At 46.1% G+C, this 18831-nt stretch carries 15 protein-coding genes; 14 read left to right on the forward strand and 1 reads right to left on the reverse strand.

The features are described 5' to 3' along the window. The first annotated feature begins 18 nt into the window (after positions 1 to 18). The 14 genes from SPIGRAPES_RS02015 to murJ all read left to right on the forward strand — a co-directional run bounded on the left by SPIGRAPES_RS02015 (position 19) and on the right by murJ (position 15807). Positions 19 to 669: a ComF family protein gene (locus SPIGRAPES_RS02015; protein ID WP_014269113.1), complete on the forward strand. Its 651-nt coding sequence runs from the start codon at positions 19 to 21 to the stop codon at positions 667 to 669. Between the two features lie 106 nt (positions 670 to 775). Further along, the gene (locus SPIGRAPES_RS02020) at positions 776 to 1276 is read left to right on the forward strand and encodes a ribosome assembly cofactor RimP (RefSeq protein ID WP_014269114.1); all 501 of its coding nucleotides are present in this window, start codon (positions 776 to 778) and stop codon (positions 1274 to 1276) included. After that, entirely contained in the window at positions 1266 to 2759 is a 1494-nt protein-coding gene (gene nusA, locus SPIGRAPES_RS02025) for a transcription termination factor NusA (RefSeq protein WP_014269115.1), read from the forward strand. The genes SPIGRAPES_RS02020 and nusA overlap by 11 nt, the downstream gene beginning before the upstream one ends. A gap of 19 nt (positions 2760 to 2778) precedes the next feature. Then, a complete protein-coding gene (infB, locus tag SPIGRAPES_RS02030; protein WP_014269116.1) occupies positions 2779 to 5772 on the forward strand; it encodes a translation initiation factor IF-2 in 2994 nt (997 codons plus the stop codon). A gap of 2 nt (positions 5773 to 5774) precedes the next feature. Beyond that, positions 5775 to 6131, forward strand: coding sequence for a 30S ribosome-binding factor RbfA (gene rbfA, locus SPIGRAPES_RS02035; protein ID WP_014269117.1), 357 nt, complete (start codon positions 5775 to 5777; stop codon positions 6129 to 6131). After that, positions 6121 to 7005: a tRNA pseudouridine(55) synthase TruB gene (gene truB, locus SPIGRAPES_RS02040; protein ID WP_014269118.1), complete on the forward strand. Its 885-nt coding sequence runs from the start codon at positions 6121 to 6123 to the stop codon at positions 7003 to 7005. The genes rbfA and truB overlap by 11 nt, the downstream gene beginning before the upstream one ends. A 5-nt stretch (positions 7006 to 7010) precedes the next feature. Continuing rightward, positions 7011 to 7844 (forward strand): FAD synthetase family protein, encoded by an 834-nt coding sequence (locus tag SPIGRAPES_RS02045; RefSeq protein WP_014269119.1) that lies wholly within the window; start codon positions 7011 to 7013, stop codon positions 7842 to 7844. Then, a complete protein-coding gene (gene rpsO / locus SPIGRAPES_RS02050) occupies positions 7841 to 8107 on the forward strand; it encodes a 30S ribosomal protein S15 (protein ID WP_014269120.1) in 267 nt (88 codons plus the stop codon). Before SPIGRAPES_RS02045 ends, rpsO begins: the two co-directional genes overlap by 4 nt. Positions 8108 to 8215: 108 nt before the next feature. Beyond that, positions 8216 to 10321 carry a polyribonucleotide nucleotidyltransferase gene (gene pnp / locus SPIGRAPES_RS02055; RefSeq protein ID WP_014269121.1) on the forward strand — a complete coding sequence of 702 codons (2106 nt, stop codon included), beginning with the start codon at positions 8216 to 8218 and terminating at the stop codon, positions 10319 to 10321. Continuing rightward, a complete protein-coding gene (dut, locus tag SPIGRAPES_RS02060; protein WP_014269122.1) occupies positions 10321 to 10767 on the forward strand; it encodes a dUTP diphosphatase in 447 nt (148 codons plus the stop codon). The genes pnp and dut overlap by 1 nt, the downstream gene beginning before the upstream one ends. Positions 10768 to 10770: 3 nt before the next feature. After that, positions 10771 to 12045: an LptF/LptG family permease gene (locus tag SPIGRAPES_RS02065; protein ID WP_014269123.1), complete on the forward strand. Its 1275-nt coding sequence runs from the start codon at positions 10771 to 10773 to the stop codon at positions 12043 to 12045. Then, on the forward strand, positions 12042 to 13127 hold the full coding sequence (locus SPIGRAPES_RS02070) for an LptF/LptG family permease (protein WP_014269124.1): 1086 nt from the start codon (positions 12042 to 12044) through the stop codon (positions 13125 to 13127). The genes SPIGRAPES_RS02065 and SPIGRAPES_RS02070 overlap by 4 nt, the downstream gene beginning before the upstream one ends. A 15-nt stretch (positions 13128 to 13142) precedes the next feature. Then, entirely contained in the window at positions 13143 to 14258 is a 1116-nt protein-coding gene (gene tgt / locus SPIGRAPES_RS02075; RefSeq protein ID WP_425358212.1) for a tRNA guanosine(34) transglycosylase Tgt, read from the forward strand. Further along, positions 14236 to 15807 (forward strand): murein biosynthesis integral membrane protein MurJ, encoded by a 1572-nt coding sequence (gene murJ / locus SPIGRAPES_RS02080; RefSeq protein ID WP_014269126.1) that lies wholly within the window; start codon positions 14236 to 14238, stop codon positions 15805 to 15807. Before tgt ends, murJ begins: the two co-directional genes overlap by 23 nt. Before the next feature lie 162 nt (positions 15808 to 15969). Here the strand turns inward: murJ and greA are convergent, their stop codons facing one another. Then, positions 15970 to 18690, reverse strand: coding sequence for a transcription elongation factor GreA (gene greA / locus SPIGRAPES_RS02085; RefSeq protein ID WP_014269127.1), 2721 nt, complete (start codon positions 18688 to 18690; stop codon positions 15970 to 15972). Positions 18691 to 18831: the final 141 nt, after the last annotated feature.

Raw genomic sequence — 18831 nt, forward strand, 5'->3', positions numbered from 1 at the left:
CTATAGACCTTTATTGCTATGTTTTGTCAAATCTGTGGAAATTTCTCCGATACAATCCTTTGTCCTGGCTGCGAGGCCAACCTTGCAGCTGCTTCGTTTTCCCACTGCTATGGAACCAGGTGCCCGTCCTGCAACAGCCCAGTGCTTGACCTACAGTATCCCTGCCTTCTCTGTTCCCATGCAGTTCGCGCATATGGGCGCTACGAACCACCGCTTTCCACGCTTATCAAACGTTATAAGTTCGGTTCCGAAAGAAACCTTTCAAAGGTTTTTGCCCCTCTCTACCATACAATGCTGCAAGACTTTGGAAACGTAGCATTGATTCCGGTTCCCTCTAGCAGGAAAGGGTACCGGGACCGGGGTTTTGACCAGATGGATTGTATATGCAATTTCCTCAAGAAGTCCTTTGGTTATCCTGTTTTGCATATACTTGTGGGCCAAGGCAGGGGAGAACAAAAATTCTTGACTTCCGAACAGCGAAAGCTCCGCATTGGCTATGCAGTGGTAAAAGGGAAGCATGCGTTGGTAAAAACGTTCATAGAGAGAAATTATTCCTTTATACTGGTTGATGATATTTCAACAACTGGAAGAACTTTGGAACAATGTGGCAAGTTGTTATACCAGTCCTATGGTATACAATCGTCGTCAATCGTACTTGCTTTGGCCTAGGCTGATTGACAAAGCTTTCTTTTATGCTTACTATAAATATAAGAAAAAGATTGTTTATTGGGGATCGCTAGCAAGCAGATCCCTTTTTTATGGGAAATGGATAGGTATGTTACAGACAGGAATACAACAGAACGAATTATTTGCGGAGTATGCTCCGCTTTTGGAGGCCCTGGGGATTACCCTTGTTGACATCAGCAGGGTAGACCATGGTCTGACGGTAGGTATCAGTATAATCATCATGACTAAAGATCATGAAGTGAGCATTGCAGAATGTTCCAAGGTGTATAAGCTCGTATACCCACGCATGGAAATGAAGTTGGGAGAACGTGATTTGCAGCTGGAGGTCTCTACCCCCGGATTGCAGAGAACCATGAGAGATTACTATGAATTCTCCCTGTACACTGGAAAACGGGTTCGTATCTATGATACTGGGTATGCGCAGTGGGTTAGTGGTGTTATCGAAAGCTCGGATGATAAATCGATAACCTTGACTTCTGCCCAGATTGGAGACTCAACTGAAATCGTTGAGTCAATGGTCGTTGATTTTTCAAAGATACAGAAAGCTAAACTCGACTATAGATGGGAGGATAATTCACATGGCAACTGATATAGGTGATGCTATTCGGAATATGATTGCAGAAAAGGGTATCTCAGAAGAATTGGTTATTAATACCATTGAAGATATTCTCCGCGCTGCATACAAAAGAAAATTCGGGACTGAAGAAAATGCCGTGATTGAATTCAGCGAGGACTATACTTCTGTTGAACTCAGTGCACGCCGAAAGATTGTCGATGACGATAACTGGTATAATGAAGTTACCGAGATTTCTCTTAGCGATGCGCAGAAAATCAATGAAGATTGTGAAATTGGCGATGAATTGCTAATTCCAGTTGATTTGAAAGAATTTGATAGAATCAGCGTCCAGAGTGCAAAGCAACGTGCCCATCAGAGTTTCAGGGACATCCAGAAAGATACGCTCTATAGCGAATTCAAGGCCAAGGAAGGCCAGCTGATCATAGGGTATTTTAGACGTCAGATTGCCAATGGAGATATCTATGTGGACATTGGGTCTACCGAGGGTATCCTGCCAAGGCGCAACCAGTCTAACCGGGAAAGCTATGGCAATAATGACAAGATCAAATGTTATGTCGATAAAGTAGAGAAGGCTGAACGTGGTGTTCGGGTTGTCCTTTCCAGGACTAGCCCTGAATTGATCCGCCAATTGTTCGAGGTCGAGGTTCCCGAGATTGCCCAGAACCAGATTGATATTATCAAGATTGTTCGCGAGGCAGGATACAGGACTAAAGTGGCCGTTGCTTCACGCAATGACGATATCGATCCTGTCGGCGCTTGTGTCGGGTTGAAGGGAAACCGCATTCAGACTATAATGAGTGAAATTGAAGGGGAAAAAATCGATATCCTTCGTTACGATCCCAACCCGGTCAACTATATTCGCAATGCATTGTCTCCTGCACAGGTTGGTGATGTAGTCATTATCGATAAAAACATTTATCATGCAGTTGCAATTGTTGAGGAAAGCCAACTTTCACTTGCAATTGGTAAACAGGGATTGAATGTTCGTTTGGCAAACAAGCTTTGTGACTGGCTCATAGATGTGAAGACACCTGCCCAGTTCCAAGAGATGGATATAGCAACTGATGCTCGCTCCAGGGCGGAGAGCATATTCAGGGAAAACGATATTTTCGAAGAGACCGAGGAAGAACAGGTTCAGGGCGAAACAGCAGGAGTTATTGAACCTGCACCAGTGGAAAGCGGGGTGAGTGAAGATGAAATTGCGCTCTCCGACCTTCCCCTTGACAAGATGCTTCTCAAGAAGCTGCAATTCCACGACGTTTACAGCGTTGAAGAATTCATCAACCTTAGCGAAGAAGATCTCACTTCTTTCGGCGATTTAAGCGATGAGGAAATCAACGAGGTAAAGGATACCATCAACGAGTATGTCGATATCGTTGAAGACGAAGATGATGGAGAGACCGAGTATGTTTGCCCGAACTGCGGGGAGCCCATCACCACTGACATGACTGTATGCCCGAGCTGTGGCACCGGTCTTGCATTTGAGGTAGAGTAATATTATCCAAGAGGGAAGAATGACGGAAGAGAATAAGCCAAAAGCAACATTAATCAAGCATGTCGTGACTCCATCGGAAAACAAAGAGGAGCAGAAAGTGACTCCTAAGGAAACCGATACGCAGCCTAAGGCTCAGGAGAAACGAAGAGTAGTCGTAGTAAAGAAGAAGGTAGTAGTGGTAAAGCCACAGGTTCGTCCGTTGCCGACCGAATCCTCATCTTCGGAAAACTCTTCACTCGATGCTGAAAAGAAACAGGCAACAACATTGCGTACAAATACGCAGAAAAAAGCGCCCCGAGTAAGCGGTGACAGACTTTCTATGTCTCCATTGCACAATGGGCCAGTCGTTATTAGGCCTACGAATCTTCCGCCTGTCCCAAATCAGGGCCAAACGGTGAAAGACCATGCCGAATGGCAGAGCAAAAACCCAGACGGGCCAGCACCTGCTGTGGCACCTGCCTCCACGGGTCCTCGCATAGCGGGAACTGTCGGTGGGCGTCCAGCCCCCGGTTCACGTCCTCCTTACCAAGGAAACCGTCCCAGTGGCGGATACCAGGGCAACAACCCTGCAGGCGGAGCCCCCAGGACGACCAGTGGGTACCAGGGCAGTAACTACCAGGGCAGCGGAGCCCCCAGGACCGGCGGGTACCAGGGCAGCAACTACCAGGGTAGCGGAGCTCCCAGGACCGGCGGATATCAGGGCAGCAACTACCAAGGTAGCAACTACCAGGGTAGCGGAGCCCCCAGAACCGGCGGATACCAGGGCACAAACCCTGCAGGCGGACCTCCCAGGACCAGCGGGTACCAAGGCAGCAACTACCAGGGTAGCGGAGCCCCCAGGACCGGCGGGTACCAGGGCAGCAACCCTGCAGGCGCACCTCCCAGGACTGGTGGATACCAAGGCCAGAACCCGGCAGGAGGACCTCCAAGGACTGGTGGATACCAGCCACGTCCCGGTGGCTATCAGCCAAGAACCGGTGGTGGTCCAGGACGTCCCGGCGGTTTCAGACCCCAGAGTGGACCTGGAGGAAGACCTGGCTTTGGCGGAAACAACAGGCCGGGTACGGGCGGGAAACCGGGATCATCATCCAATGATCTCGATTCACTGAACCAGAGAGCCCCTAAAAAAGTCTTCAAGAAGAAGGATTCTGCCTCCTATAAGAAGCGTAATGCCGAAGAAGAGAAGGAATTCCAGATCCAGAGACGCAAGGAACAGGCAGCTGCAAAGCTGGCTTCAGTCCCCAAGTCCATTGACATGATGGAATCGATTACCGTAGCTGACCTTGCCAAGAAAATGAACCTCAAGGCTAATGAAATCATTGCCAAGCTGTTCAAGATGGGTATGATGGTTACGATAAACCAGCAGATTGACCATGAAACCGCGGGGATCATCTGTAGTGAATACAACTGTGACGTGAATCTTGTCAGCCTGTATGACGAGACCTTGATTGCACGCGAACCGGAAAATACGGAAGACTTGGTTTTCCGTGCCCCGATCGTAACCGTCATGGGCCACGTTGACCATGGTAAGACTAAATTGCTTGATGCCATTCGATCTACCAAGGTAGCGGAAGGCGAGTTCGGTGGTATTACCCAGCATATTGGTGCGTATAAAGTTACGCTTCCAGGCAAGGGTGATGTCGTTTTCCTCGATACCCCGGGACATGCCGCATTCTCAATGATGCGTGCCCGTGGAGCACAGGTTACCGACATTGTCATTCTGGTTGTCGCGGCCAATGATGGTGTAATGCCCCAGACCCGTGAGGCCATCGACCATGCAAAGGCAGCAAATGTACCTATTATCGTTGCCATCAATAAATGCGACTTGCCTGAAGCAAACCCTGAAAGGGTTATGCAACAGCTTTCCGACCTTGGGCTCATGCCTGAGGAATGGGGTGGGACGACACTATTCTGCAAAATCTCTGCCTTGAAGAAAATCGGTATTGAAGAATTGCTTGACACCGTATTGCTCCAGGCTGAAATGCTTGAACTGAAGGCCAGCGCTAGTTGCAGGGCTGAAGGTAAGGTCATTGAAAGCAGGATTGACCCAGGTCGCGGTATTGTGGCAAGTGTTCTGATAGAAAGAGGGACACTGCACCAGGGAGACTATTACGTAGCGGGAATTTACCCCGGGCGTGTACGTGCCTTGTTCGACGACAAGGGTGTAAAGATTCCAGAGGCTGGGCCTTCTACTCCTGTTGAGATTATCGGGCTTTCCGATATTCCCGGAGCAGGCGATCCGTTCCAGGTTACCGAAGACGAGCGCCAAGCCCGTCAGGTTGGAACGAAACGTCAGGAACTTGAAAGACTCGGTGAAAGCCGTAACGTCAAGAAAGTTACCCTGGACAACCTGTACTCGAAGATCAAGGAAGGTGAAATCCAGGAATTCAATGTTGTCATCAAGGGTGACGTGCAAGGTTCTGTCGAAGCCCTCCAGGGTTCTTTGGAGAAATTGTCAACCAATGAAATCCATCTCAATGTCATCCGCGCCTCGGCCGGAGCAATCATCGAGAGCGATGTAACCTTGGCAAGTGCTTCCAACGCTTTGATTATCGGATTCAATGTCAGACCTACCCCAAGGGCTCAGGCTCTCGCCGAACAGGAAAAGATAGAAATACGCAAGTACAATGTCATTTACGATGTAGTCGACGATGTGCATGATGCAATGGAAGGAATGCTTGCCCCGGATATCAAGGAAGTCGATATCGGTTCCTTTGAAGTTCGAGAGACTTTCAAGGTTCCCAAGATCGGTACAATTGCCGGTGGTATGGTTATCAAGGGTAAAGTCAAGCGTAACAGTCTGGCCAGGGTTATCCGTGACAGCATCCAGATCAACAAGGATTTGGTTCGTATCACTTCCTTGAAGCGTTTCAAAGATGATGCCAAGGAAGTCTCAGAGGGTTTCGAATGTGGTATTGGTCTTGAAAATTTCCATGACCTGCATGTCGGCGACGTGCTTGAACTTGTGGAAACCGAAGAAATTGCCAGAAAGCTGGTACACAACAACGAGTAACTATGAGTGAATACAGCCAGAAACGAATTGAGGCTAGGCTCTCCGAGGCAATCAGCACGCTGATTGTCAAAGGAGAGGTTAAGAACCAAAATTTAAGTACTCTCTGCTCGGTCAGCCGAGTAGAGCTTTCGACAGACAATGCATATGCCACTGTCTATATATCCTCTGTATTGGACGAGAAGACGCTCAACCAAAGCGTTGCCGCACTACAGGGGGCAAGTGGTTTTATCCAGAAAAGGGTAGGAGCCTTCTTGAAAACCCGCAATACACCAGTGTTGCACTTCAAGGCAGACGACTCCCTTCGTGAAGGACAAAAGATAATCGAATTGATTGATTCTTTGGTGGACAATGGGAAATAATGCAAGCATTCTGCTTGTCAATAAACCCAGTGGGATAACCAGCTTTTCTTCCCTGAATACTATCAAGCGTACTGTCGACCCTAAAGTGGGTCATGCCGGTACGCTTGATAAATTTGCACAGGGATTGATGGTTGCCCTTACCGGGAGCATGACAAAGCTAAACGTACTCTTTTCGACTATGGATAAGCGCTATAGGGCAACTATTTGTTTTGGTTCAGAGACTGATACTCTCGATCCGGAAGGAGAAATTGTTGCAACTTCACCTATCCCGTCATATGATGAAATTCAGCAGGCAATGAAAACCTTTATAGGGGAAATTGAACAACAACCTCCCCAATACAGTGCATTACACATTGATGGAAAACGTGCCTCAGCTCTTGCAAGGGAGGGGAAAATGGTTGAGATGGCAAGTCGTCCGGTTACCATTTATTCCTTTGAGCCGGTTTCTTTCGATGGTTGCAATCTCGTTGCAGATGTGCATGTATCAAAAGGGACCTATATACGTTCCCTTGCCAGGGATTTGGCGCTTGCGTGTAACAGCAGGGCTCACCTGGTTGATCTTGTAAGGACCCAGATAGGTCCGTTTTTACTGGAAGAGGCCGTCTGCTCAGATGACAGAAAAGCCTTGGTCGAATCGATGGGAAATACTGATTCTTTGATGAAGAGGGTCCCCTCGCTCTCGGTCCTTGAGATTGAGGATTCGGACTTGTTTTCCGTAGGCAATGGACGCTATCCTGATCGCTATTCAGTCGTACGACAAAATGCAGATGATACGTATGCAGCTGTCTACAGCAAAGACGGCATCCTACGCTGTGTTGTCAATTTGGACGAACAGAGGATTATTGCACAGATACATCCTTCAATGCAGAGGTAGGGAAAATGATACGGTATGATTTCATGCATCTTGCAGCACATCCTGTTTTATGGCAGACACCTATGTGTGTCTCTATAGGAGTGTTTGATGGGTTGCATGTAGGGCATATGCAAATCCTGAATCGGGCTGTAACGTTGGCCAGGGAAAATGGCTGGTCCACTATGGCAATAACGTTCAACAAGAACCCGAAAATGGCTGTCAAGGCCCAACCCTATCACAGTAGGCTTACCACAGAAGCCCAAAGTACCGAGATATTTACAAAACTTGGGATCGACCACCTTGTTGTCATTGACTTTTCTTCTGATTTCAGTAAACTCACAGCTGAGGAGTTCCTTGCTTTCATTTGTTCATTTTGTACATTGAAGGCAATGGTTGTCGGAGAGGATTTCCGCTGCGGTGCCCCGGTTTCAAGCGCCGGACCTGTTCAGCTGCAGGAACATCTATCCCGATTAGCACCAGGTGCTTTTTTGGAGGTTCCTCCGTTTGTCCGTACGGCAAATGGAGAGATAGCCAGTAGTACCTTAGTGCGGCAAAAACTTCTTGAGGGCGCTTTGGAAGAAGTCCAAAGTATGCTCGGCAGACCTTATTCCCTCGATTTGGCACCTTATCCTTCCAAATTCACGGAACATGGCCTGTTGTACCGTACCGGCTCATTCATACAGCTTCTGCCTCCGGCAGGTAAGTATGAAGCTACCATGGTTCTTTCTGATGGACAGCAATGCAAGGTTTCGATGTATTTGAATGAATCGGAAATGCGGATTGTATGCTCAGGAAAAGTCTGGGATCACAGCAAGGTACGGGCAAAATGTCTTAGCATTGCTAAGAGGAGTGTTACATGATCTCTAAAGAACAGAAACAGGAAATCATCACAAAATTCGGTGGTGATGCAGCAAACACTGGTTCAACCCAGGCACAGATTGCCTTGTTGACCTATCGCATCAATGAACTTCAGCCCCATTTCAAGAGAAATCCAAAAGACAACGCTGGAATCCGAGGCCTTTTGAAGATGGTTGGTCAGCGCAGAAGGTTGCTAAAATATTTGAAGAACAACGACATCGAAGCCTATCGTGCACTTATTGCCGAGCTTGGTCTGAGAAAATAGTCGTGGCAAGTTGATTTGATTTAGTATAGCTCCGGCGGCTGAACAAGCTGTTTGGAGCTATTTTTGTTTTCCGAAAGACAGAAAAAAGAACAAAGAAAGGAATAAGAAATGTCAGAAGTAAAAAAAGTTTCCGTAAAAATTGGCAATGGCGAACTGGTTTTTGAAACCGGTAAGATTGCAAAACAGGCAAGTGGCGCCGTATATGCCCATTATGAAGGAAGCGCAGTAATCGCAACAGTCTGTTGTGGCAATGCCCCTACCGAAGCCCTCGACTATGTACCACTCAGTGTCGAATATAATGAAAAATACTATGCAGCAGGCAAAATCCCCGGTGGATTCCTTAAAAGGGAATCACGCCCGAAGGACAAAGAAATTCTGGTAAGCAGAATCATCGACCGTCCGATGCGCCCTCTGTTTGACAAGGCTTTTGGTCGCGAAATCCAGATTGTCCCAACCGTTGTCTCCTCTGACATGATCAATACCCCAGATATCATCGCAGTTAACGCAGCCTCTGCTGCCGTAACAATCAGCGATATCCCTTTCGATGGCCCCATTGCTGCTGTACGTATTGCCATGCTCGATAATGAATATATCGTAAACCCTACCTTTGCACAGATAGAACAGTCCCAGCTTGATATTGTTGTCGCAGGAACCCGTAATGGTATTACGATGGTTGAAGGCGGAGCAAAAGAAGTCAGCGAAGAGACCATGCTTGGTGCAATCGCCACAGCACAGCCAGTGATCACTGCAATATGCGATGCACAGCTTGAACTAAAGAAAATTGCAGGAAAGGCGAAACTCCCGGTCTTCGTAGAGACTGTCGATCTTTCTTGGCTTGATAGCGTCCGCAAGGCTGCCTATCCCTTGATCAAGGAAGCTTCGTTTGTCAAAGGAAAGATGGAACGGTATGCTGCCCTGGAAGTTGCCCAGAATAAAATCAAAGAGCAGTTTGCCGCAGAGATTGCAGCAGAACCTAAACACTCCAGCCAGCTTTCCACTATGTTTGATGACCTTGAATATGAAATCCTTCGGTCCTCTATCCTCAATGACGGACTTCGCACCGATGGACGTAATGTTGAACAGATCAGGCCTATTACCTGTGAAGTCGGCGTATTGGCTAGAGCACATGGATCAGCACTCTTCACCCGTGGAGAGACTCAGGCCCTTGCTGTAACCACGCTCGGTACCGCTTCTGATGAACAGATGTTTGATACCATCGACGGCGAAAAAACTTTCAGCAATTTCATGCTCCACTACAACTTTCCTCCGTACAGCGTTGGTGAGTGTGGCAGACTTTCCACCGGAAGACGAGAGATTGGACATGGGCACCTTGCCCAGCGCGCACTCTCTGCAATCGTACCCTCCAAGGATAAGTTCCCGTATACCGTTCGTATCGTAAGCGAAATCATGGAATCCAATGGATCTTCCTCGATGGCTTCGGTTTGCGGTGGTTGTCTTTCCCTGATGGATGCCGGAGTACCCATCTCCAAGCCTGTAGCTGGTATTGCAATGGGCCTGATCACCGAAGGTGCTGATTACAGCAAGTATGTTGTTCTTTCCGATATCCTCGGCGAAGAAGATCACCTTGGTGATATGGACTTCAAGGTAACCGGAACAGAAGATGGTATCACTGCTTTCCAGATGGATATCAAGATTGCAGGTGTCACTCCTGAAATCATGAGCAAGGCCTTGCAGCAAGCAAAACGTGGCAGACTGCATATCCTCCACATCATGAACGAAACACTGAAGGCTCCTCGTAAGGAAATCAGTGAATATGCACCAAAGATTCTGACCATGAAAGTTGATGAGGAAAAAATCGGTGCCGTTATCGGAACCGGTGGAAAGACCATCAAGGCAATTGCAGCCCAGAGTGGTTCTGAGGTAAATATTGCTGACGACGGGACTGTAACCATCTATGGCAAGAACAATGCTTCGGCACAGATGGCGAAAGACTTGGTCAAGTCCATCATAGAGGAACCGGAAATCGGTCGTATCTATCAGGGAACTGTCAAGCGGATTATGGACTTCGGTGCCTTTATTGAAATTCTTCCTGGAAAGGAAGGACTCTGCCACATTTCGAAACTTGCCAAGACAAGGGTTCAGAAAGTGGAAGAAGTTCTTACTGTCGGCCAGGTAATTCCTGTAAAACTTATCGAAATCGACCGCCAGAACAGACTGAATCTCAGCTATATCGACGCCATCGAGACCAAATAATGGCTAAGATGACCGTAGAGGTGCCCATAACCTTACAAACGGGGGCAAAAGCCCCCGTTTATGCTACTGAATGCAGTGCAGGCGCAGATATATGCGCCTGTATTCCTGCAGACATGGTAATCGATAGCGGTTCGTACGCAATGGTCCCCACTGGCCTTAGCATAGCCCTTCCAAAAGGGTTTGAAGCACAGGTGAGGCCTCGTTCAGGACTCTCTGCAAAATTTGGGGTAACAGTCCTCAATGCGCCGGGAACCATAGATGCCGATTATCGAGGTGAGATAAAAGTAATCCTCATCAACCATGGAAAGGATCCTTTTGTAGTACATAATGGGGACCGCATTGCCCAAATGGTAATAGCAGCATATACCGTGACTTCGTTCAACCTGGTAGAGAGCCTTGATGAGACCGAACGTGGCCAGGGAGGCTTTGGTTCAACGGGAGTATAGGCAATGGCAAGAAATCAAAGCTATAGGCTGGTCCACCAGCATATTGGCAAAGAATATCTTCTTTCGTTTGTCGTTGCTTTTTTCTTTTTCTTTTTTATCTTCTTTATAAACCAGATTCTCCTGGTCGCACAGAAAATCCTCCTGAAGAACGTTGATTTACCTTCTGTTCTCAAGTTGATCCTCTTATCGATTCCACAATTCCTCCTCTATACATTCCCTTTCAGTGCCCTTACAGCCTCAAGCATGGTGATAGGGGACCTTTCGGGAAGCAACGAGATTCTCGCTATCAGGTCCTCGGGTATTTCCATCCGCCATGTCTGGCTGCCCATTGTCGCAATTGCAATATTTTTCAGTCTTCTGACTTTATTCACTGCAGATGTCGCCCTGCCTTGGAGCATGAGACAATACAAGACACTCTATTCAAAGTTGATGCAGGAACTCCCTACCATAGAGCTGGAAAGCAATGCATCCAATACCATCGGCAAGAAAGTGTTGGTAAACGGGGCTGTAGACGGTTCGCAGGTATACGACCTCATCCTCTTTGATACATCGGGAACTGAAAACACCCAGGTTCTCAGCTCCCCGCAGGCAACAATAAGCCTTGTAGACCTTCAAAATTTCATCTACAGGCTTGACCTACAATCACCTGTTATCCTTGACACCAAAGCTCAAGATGCACATTCCTGGAGCCTTTCAAAGGCAGCCTCGGCTTTGTTCTACCTCGATTTTTCTGGTCAGATTGCAGCATTGGCAACGGCAAGCCCTTCACAGCTCTCGCTTTCAGAATTGCAAACCAATATTGAAAAATACCGGGACAATTATCGATTGGAATATGTACGCTATGAAGATAGCCTGAAAGATTTGAAAATGGAAATGGCGGGGTATTCCCTTGGTTTAGACAAGGGGGAACTCCCCGTGAATGCCATTTCTGTGATAAACGAGACACGTAAAAACATCGAAAAGGAAACTTCTGATATACCGATTAACTTTTACTATCAATACTATCGTGCAGAGCTCAATAAAAAATATGCCCTTTCTGCCGCCTGCTGGATGTTGGTATTCCTAACGTTCTCCCTCTCTTTTTTCAAAGTAAAACATGGTCGCCTCATTGGTTTTGGTTTATCGATGCTTATTGCGGTACTCTACTGGTATCTCTTGTTCTTTGCCCAGTTGAAAGTCTTTTCATTTTCTATCAACCCTGCATTTTTGATCTGGGCACCTAATTTCTTTTTCCTTATCATAGGTGTCTTCCTGCTGGGGAAAGCGAGGCGAACATGAGATTGCTGGACAAACATATCATTTCGACGGTCGCAAAGGTTGCCTTTGTTGCCTTGGTGCTCTGTACGTTCATGCTCGTGAGCGTAGACCTCTTCGCAAATCTAGATTCCTATATCCAAAACGATGTCCCACGCTTGACAATATTCAAACTCAGCTTCCTCAACATACCTGAAGCTGCCCTGTATGCGCTGGCTCCCTCCTTGTTATTCTCTGCAACTTTTTTCTTTTCCCAGCTCCAAGCCAACAATGAGATGATATGCCTTTACAATGCAGGGATCAGCTATAAGAGAATCATCTTGCCAGTTTTGCTACTGGGGGTTTTTTTCTCGATAGCAAATTTTGCTGTCAATGAACTATTTGCAATTCCATTTTCCAGGCAACGTGCGGTCATGGAAGATGACCTTTTCGGCTTGACTTCCACCTATGATAACCGCAATATCACGCTCAGTGATCTACAAGGGGGATTTGTCATTCATGCCTCGCATTACAGCGATGAAAGGAAACGAATCTCCAATGTCGTTCTGGTCCTCCAAAGTCCAGACGGAGCGTTGTCAAAACGAATTGATGCACCCTCGGCCACTTGGGATGCTTCGCTAGGGTATTGGATTTTCAAAGATGCAACTATCCATTCCGTGGTAAATGACCCTTTCACCATAGAAACCGTTCAGCAAAATTCGTATAGCAACCCATCGATTGACCTTGAACCAAATCTATTCAGGAACTTTTCCACCAATATCAAGACAATGGAGCTGGGCACCGCTGTCCGTTTTCTCAAACGTATTCGTTTGCTTGATCCAAGTAAATGGAATACCTATGCCACCGATTTTGCAAACCGTATTTTCGGATGTTTTTCACCTTTGATACTCCTTTTCATTGCCTGCACCATCAGTTATAAATATAAAAAGAATGTACTCCTGTTCAGTATCATCATGAGCCTCTGCATTGCAGTGATATATTATGTAATGCAAATGCTTTCGCTCATCCTGGCCAAACAAGGGGTCATCGGTCCAGTATGGGGTATGGCAATCCCCATGATTATGATAGTATGCATAGCTGTACTAGAACGCTTGATATCCAATTGAGGAAATATGCAGACGATATTTACAGAAACTCACAAGGACGCACACAGTAACGCACGACTCGGTATCCTGTCTCTCCCTCATGGGGATGTTCAGACACCGGCTTTTATGCCGGTAGGGACCAATGGTACCGTGAAAGGCATTTACCATGATAAGATCGAAGAAATTGGTTATAACCTGATTCTTGGCAACACCTACCACCTGTACCTTCGTCCAGGACTTGAAGTCTTGGAAAAGTTCGGTGGTCTCCATAATTTTTCCCATTGGAATCACAACCTGCTTACCGATAGCGGGGGATTCCAGGTTTTCTCGCTTTCGGGACTAAGAAAAATAAGTGAGAAAGGAGTGGCATTCCAGAGTCATATCGACGGATCACGCCATATTTTCACCCCAGAAAAAGTTGTCGATATCCAAAAGGTAATTGGCTCTGACATTGCCATGTGCCTAGATGTCTGCACACCTCCCAATATCGAATACCGTGCGGCCAAGGAAGCAATGCATATCACCCATAACTGGGCTGAAAGGGCTTTGAACCACAGAAAGGAACTCGGTGATGCATTTAAGGGAAACCTCTTTGGAATCGTCCAGGGGAATTTCTACAAAGACCTGAGAAAAGAAAGCGCCGAGGTACTCAGTGCAATGGATTTCCCAGGCATTGCAATCGGAGGATTATCAGTAGGGGAGACCACTGACCAGTTCAATGAATTCCTTGCCTATACCGCCGATATCGTAACAAAAGAAAAACCACGCTATGTAATGGGAATAGGGAGTCCTGACTACATCCTTGAAGCAGTTGAGAACGGGATTGATATGTTCGACTGCGTTTTGGCAACCAGGATGGCCCGAAACGGCGCTGTCTTTACCGATGATGGTATTGTAACCCTGAAAAAAGCCATGCATAAATTTGACCAAGGGCCAATCGAATCTGAATGCCATTGTACTGCCTGTACAGAATACTCCCGGGCTTACATGCACCATATGGTAAAAACAAACGAAATGCTCGGGGGAATGCTCGCAACCGAACACAACCTCACGTATTTCTATCGCCTCATGGAGAAAATCCGCCTGGCAATCGCTGAAGACAGGTTCTCTTCCTTCAAGAAGGACTACCTTGCACGATTCTACAAACGATAAGTCCTCGGAAAAATCCAGTATCACTGTAATGGTTTGTACTCTGGCAAGCCGCTTGCTCGGTATCCTCAAAGCGAGGATTATCGGCTCCATCTTCGGGGCAAGTGGTATTGCCGATGTTATAAACTTTACGTTTAACATTCCCAACAACTTTAGGAAAATTTTTGCCGAAGGAGCTCTCAACGGCGCCCTTATTCCTTATTTCACAACCTTGATAGAAAGTGGGGAGAAGAAAAAGGCAAATCGGCTGATGGCGCTGCTTTGCACCTACCAGCTACTTTTTTTTGTCCCCCTATGCATTTTGTCCTATTTCCTGGGAGAACCCCTCATTGCTTTCTTCTCTGATTTCACTGCAGACAAAGTGGCCCTTGGAGCAAAATTGCTTCCGTTTTTTATGGTATTCTTGGCCACTATCAGCATAGGTACGACGTTCAATGGACTCCTTTTCTGCCATAAAAGCTTTTTCCATGCTTCATTTGCCCCGCTTTTATTTTCACTGTCAGTAATTTTCGGAGTACAGTTTTTCCATGAAAGCCTTGGTGCCATGAGCATGGCCTATGCAACGGTCATAGGTGGTGGACTGCAGGGTTTGTATTCCTATTTCGCTGTCCGACGATTCGGTTATCGGTTGCAAGTAGCCGTCAAACCGTTGGGTACTCCATTCAAACCCCTTATGATAGCCTGGCTCCATGTTATGCTAGGATCATCCTTTTTGGTTGTCGGCCAATTGATAGCCTACTGGTTTGCCTCAGGGCTCAGTGTGGGCAGCGTGACTGCTTTCAGCAATTCCATGATCTTCTGGCAAACCCCTTATGGCATTTTTTTCAATGCGATTGTCATGGTGTCTTTTCCCCTTATGAGCAGGTCCTGGGCTCTGGGTTCAATCGATGATCTGCAGAAACAGGCAGGAACAGCTCTGCAGTACCTTGCAACCTTCCTTTTCCCCAGTTTCATTCTTTTATATTTTCTCAGCAATGAATGTGTCTCGGCTGTCCTGCAGACTGGCAATTATTCTCTCACTGATTCCCTGCTTACCGCGAATGTGTTACGTTATTACCTTTGGGGAATGGTCATCATTGCCTGGTACGGGTTACTGCAAAGACTTGGATATAGCGTAAACAGACACCGCCAGATGACTATTGTTTCCATTATCCAGACGGCCCTCGATATTCTTTGCATGTGGGTTCTGCTTCATTATGGCCTTGGGATCATAGCTCTGCCCATTGCAAACGCCATTTCTTTTTTCATTGGTTTGGTTATTCTCATTGTCATTCTCAAGGATGTCTATCCAATAACCAGGGACCGGCGGCTTGCAAAGGGGCTTCTCCGGCTGGTGATTGCAAACCTTCCGCTACTTGGCCTTTGTGTTCTCTACAGCAGCTGGAAGCTGACCTGGTACCAGAGCGGGTCAAACCTTAAGACGTTTTTCTTTGTCTGTCTTCTGGGATTGACTGGAGTAGGGGTTACGGTACTTTCCTATAGCATATTCAGGATTCCGTTTCTGCAAATACTTTTTGCAAGGAAACAGCGTAAGGAGAACACCCAGGAATAGCAAGAAGACCATGAAGCTCTTCTTCGATCCTGAGGGTTTTCCTTTACTGGGTAAAACTACATCCAAACCGAATCAACCACGTGCAGATATAAACAGAGGCCATTTCAAGCATTTACTCTCAAAACAGCCTCTGGCTTATACATTATTTCAGCGTACTACCAATCAAAAATCAATAACCGCTATTTCCTTTACCGTAAAGTCGTATTGCTGGTCATTGAGTGTAAATTCAATCCTTTCACCAACTTTATGGTTCAAGAGAGCTTTACCCAGAGGAGCCAGTAGGTTGATGATATTTTTATTGGGATTTGACTCCCAGGGTCCCATGATCGTGTAATAGATATCCTCTCCCTTCAAGTTGTCAAAAAGGAGCACCTTTGTCCCAAATCCGATTTTACTTGGATCGACTTTATCATGGGTGATGACCGTTGCACGGTCAATTTCTTCCGAGAGTCTGCGCAGTGAATTGTTGAGGAAAGCCTGTTTCTCTTTCCCGTATTTATATTCACTGTTCTCCCGCAAGTCTCCCATCTCCCTGGCGATGCCAATCTCTTTGGCAACCTCGGCAAGGTCAACGTGCTGGATGTGTTCCATTTCCTTTCTCTTCTGATCCAAGGCTGCTGCAGTACAGAAAAGACCGGTCGGTACAAGTCCGACTTTATCTATGGGGCTTGCCTCATCGAAAAATCTGAAAGCTGGATACCGTTCACTGATAGCATGTTTCAGCTCAATGCGCTTCCCACCACTAAGCCCACTGACGCTCGCCACGAGGCTATAGATTTTCTGTGCACTGTCTTCATTCCCGTTCTTTACATAGTCCAAGACTGCCTTCTCATCAAAAAGGATGGTCATCAAGGTTTTTGTATTCTTTCTGTTTTCCTGCACGTCTTTCTTGGACTCGATGCAACGGTTGGTATAATCAAGCAGCTGCAATTCAGCGAATAATAGCTGTTCATTGGTAATACCGGCCTTAGCCCAAAGTTTTGGTTCCGTATTTTTAATCAAATAGATCAGAGTACTCGACTTATCCCTGAAATTGTCGACAGCGTCCTTGTACACCTTGCTGAACGACTGGAATTTCTTGTTCTGTCTGAATACATCAGGAATATAGCTTGTAAGGTACAGAGGGAATATCTTGATCAGGATATTTTCCCAGTCCTCGATCTCGTCAACCACATGGTCAATAAAATCCTTCTTCAAATCAGGATCTTTGATGGAGGCGAAACTTTTCTCAACATCCGTAAGGTGGTCAAAGAGATACTTGAAGGTAAGGTTCTGGGGACGCTTTACAAAGTTCATATTATGTTTTTTGGAAAGGTCTTCAAGCAAAAGGAAAGCACTGACTGTCTGGTCGGTAACTTCACCAAGTTTCTTTTCTTTATCCTCGGAATCAATAAATATTTCGCTGAAATATTTAACCATTTCATAGAAAAAGTCGCTATCTGCATCACCTTTGGAAGCAATGAAATCCTTGAGGTCCTTAACCTTGTCATAGAAAAGCTTTTCGCTACGGAATACCGCGAGTTGCTTTTCTTCATAGCTAACAGGGGTAGAACGGAGGAAATACGTATCAACATCATTTGCAGACAAGTCAAAGATTGTATTGGTCATCAATTCTTTCTTCGCCTGGTTCGACCAGGTAGTCCACTGGCTTGCACTGAGAATAGAAGGAACCAACTCACTCTTCATTTCACGAATCGAGCTCTTTCCACCATTGCTGGCCATCAACGTCTTCAGAGTCCATGGAATATCTTCCAGTACTTTTTTATTGAGTTTTTCCCTTGGAAGTGCACTCTTAAGGACCCATATATGACTTTTAGGCAATGCCAAAAGGCTCTTGAAAGCCATGCTAGTCGAAAGCCGGCTCCCTTCATTGCTTGCTTGTCCGGCAAAATCCACGATTACATCGGTTTCGTTGATAGAACGGATCCTGCCAATTCGGCCAGTACTGTTCTGGAAAACAAAAGTACCGGTATCAAAGGCAATATTCGTCTCAAAATCCTCGATACTATGTAAGACATCCCTCACAATATTACTAGTCAAAGCACTGGATTCAAGACAATTCTTGAGCCTTGAGTGACTCTTGTACTTTTTCTTATAGCTTTTGATAAGATTCTCTTTTGCAGAGATATCATCCCTGTCAAAGGTCAGGGTTTTTTTCTGGCATTCTATCTGGCGGTCGACTTCGTCTTTGCATGCAGCTTCAAGATCCCTCAACACAGCAACGGCGCTGCTTTTGCTGATGGCTCCGATTTGGTCTGACAAAGAAAGGAAATACCCGAATTCTTCCTTGTTATGCTCAATTAGGAGATTGAATATCGGCCTGATAGGGGAGACGTCTTTTCTCTTGATAAGGCGATGGATAGCCTTCTTGTAAAAAAGAATTGCCTTTTCTTTATTTCCTTTGGAAAGGGCATAGGCTGCAATCTGTTTGACTATGTCAATTTCTTCATAGTCAACCTTGACAAGCCGTTCCCACACTGCATATTTATCGTCTTCCCTGTTTGTCTGCGTATAACAATCTGCAAGCAGTCGCAAAGCATGTTTGTTTTCTGTTTTTCCCAGGATTTTCATACAGAGGGACTCAACAATATTCCATTTCTTGTTTTCCGAAAATAGTTCTATGAGGTTGAGCAAAAGTAGATAATCTTCAGATCCCCTACGTTCGAGCTGGATGCTTCCGCTGATATACATAGCAATGATGCTGTTCCGCTCTTTTTCAAGCAAATGTTTATCGCAGAGGTTTTTAACCTCAGTCTTTTCCTCTTCATCCATGGATTTGACATGACCGTCAAGTTCCTGAAAACTATTCACGGTATAGTTGTTGATTGTGGTTCGTGTCCACTGCTCTTCTTTCAATAAATTCTCAATTTCCTGGAATCCCATGGCTTCCTCCAAAACATTCTTGTATTCTTTACACGTAAAAGAAAACCGGGCAAACCGGTTCTCAGCCTGCTCGGATCAAAATTTCATTTAGTTTCCTTTAATATACCATAATTAACCCAGATAAGCAATCGAATCTTATAA

The sequence above is a fragment of the Sphaerochaeta pleomorpha str. Grapes genome (assembly GCF_000236685.1).
Lineage (GTDB): Bacteria > Spirochaetota > Spirochaetia > Sphaerochaetales > Sphaerochaetaceae > Sphaerochaeta > Sphaerochaeta pleomorpha.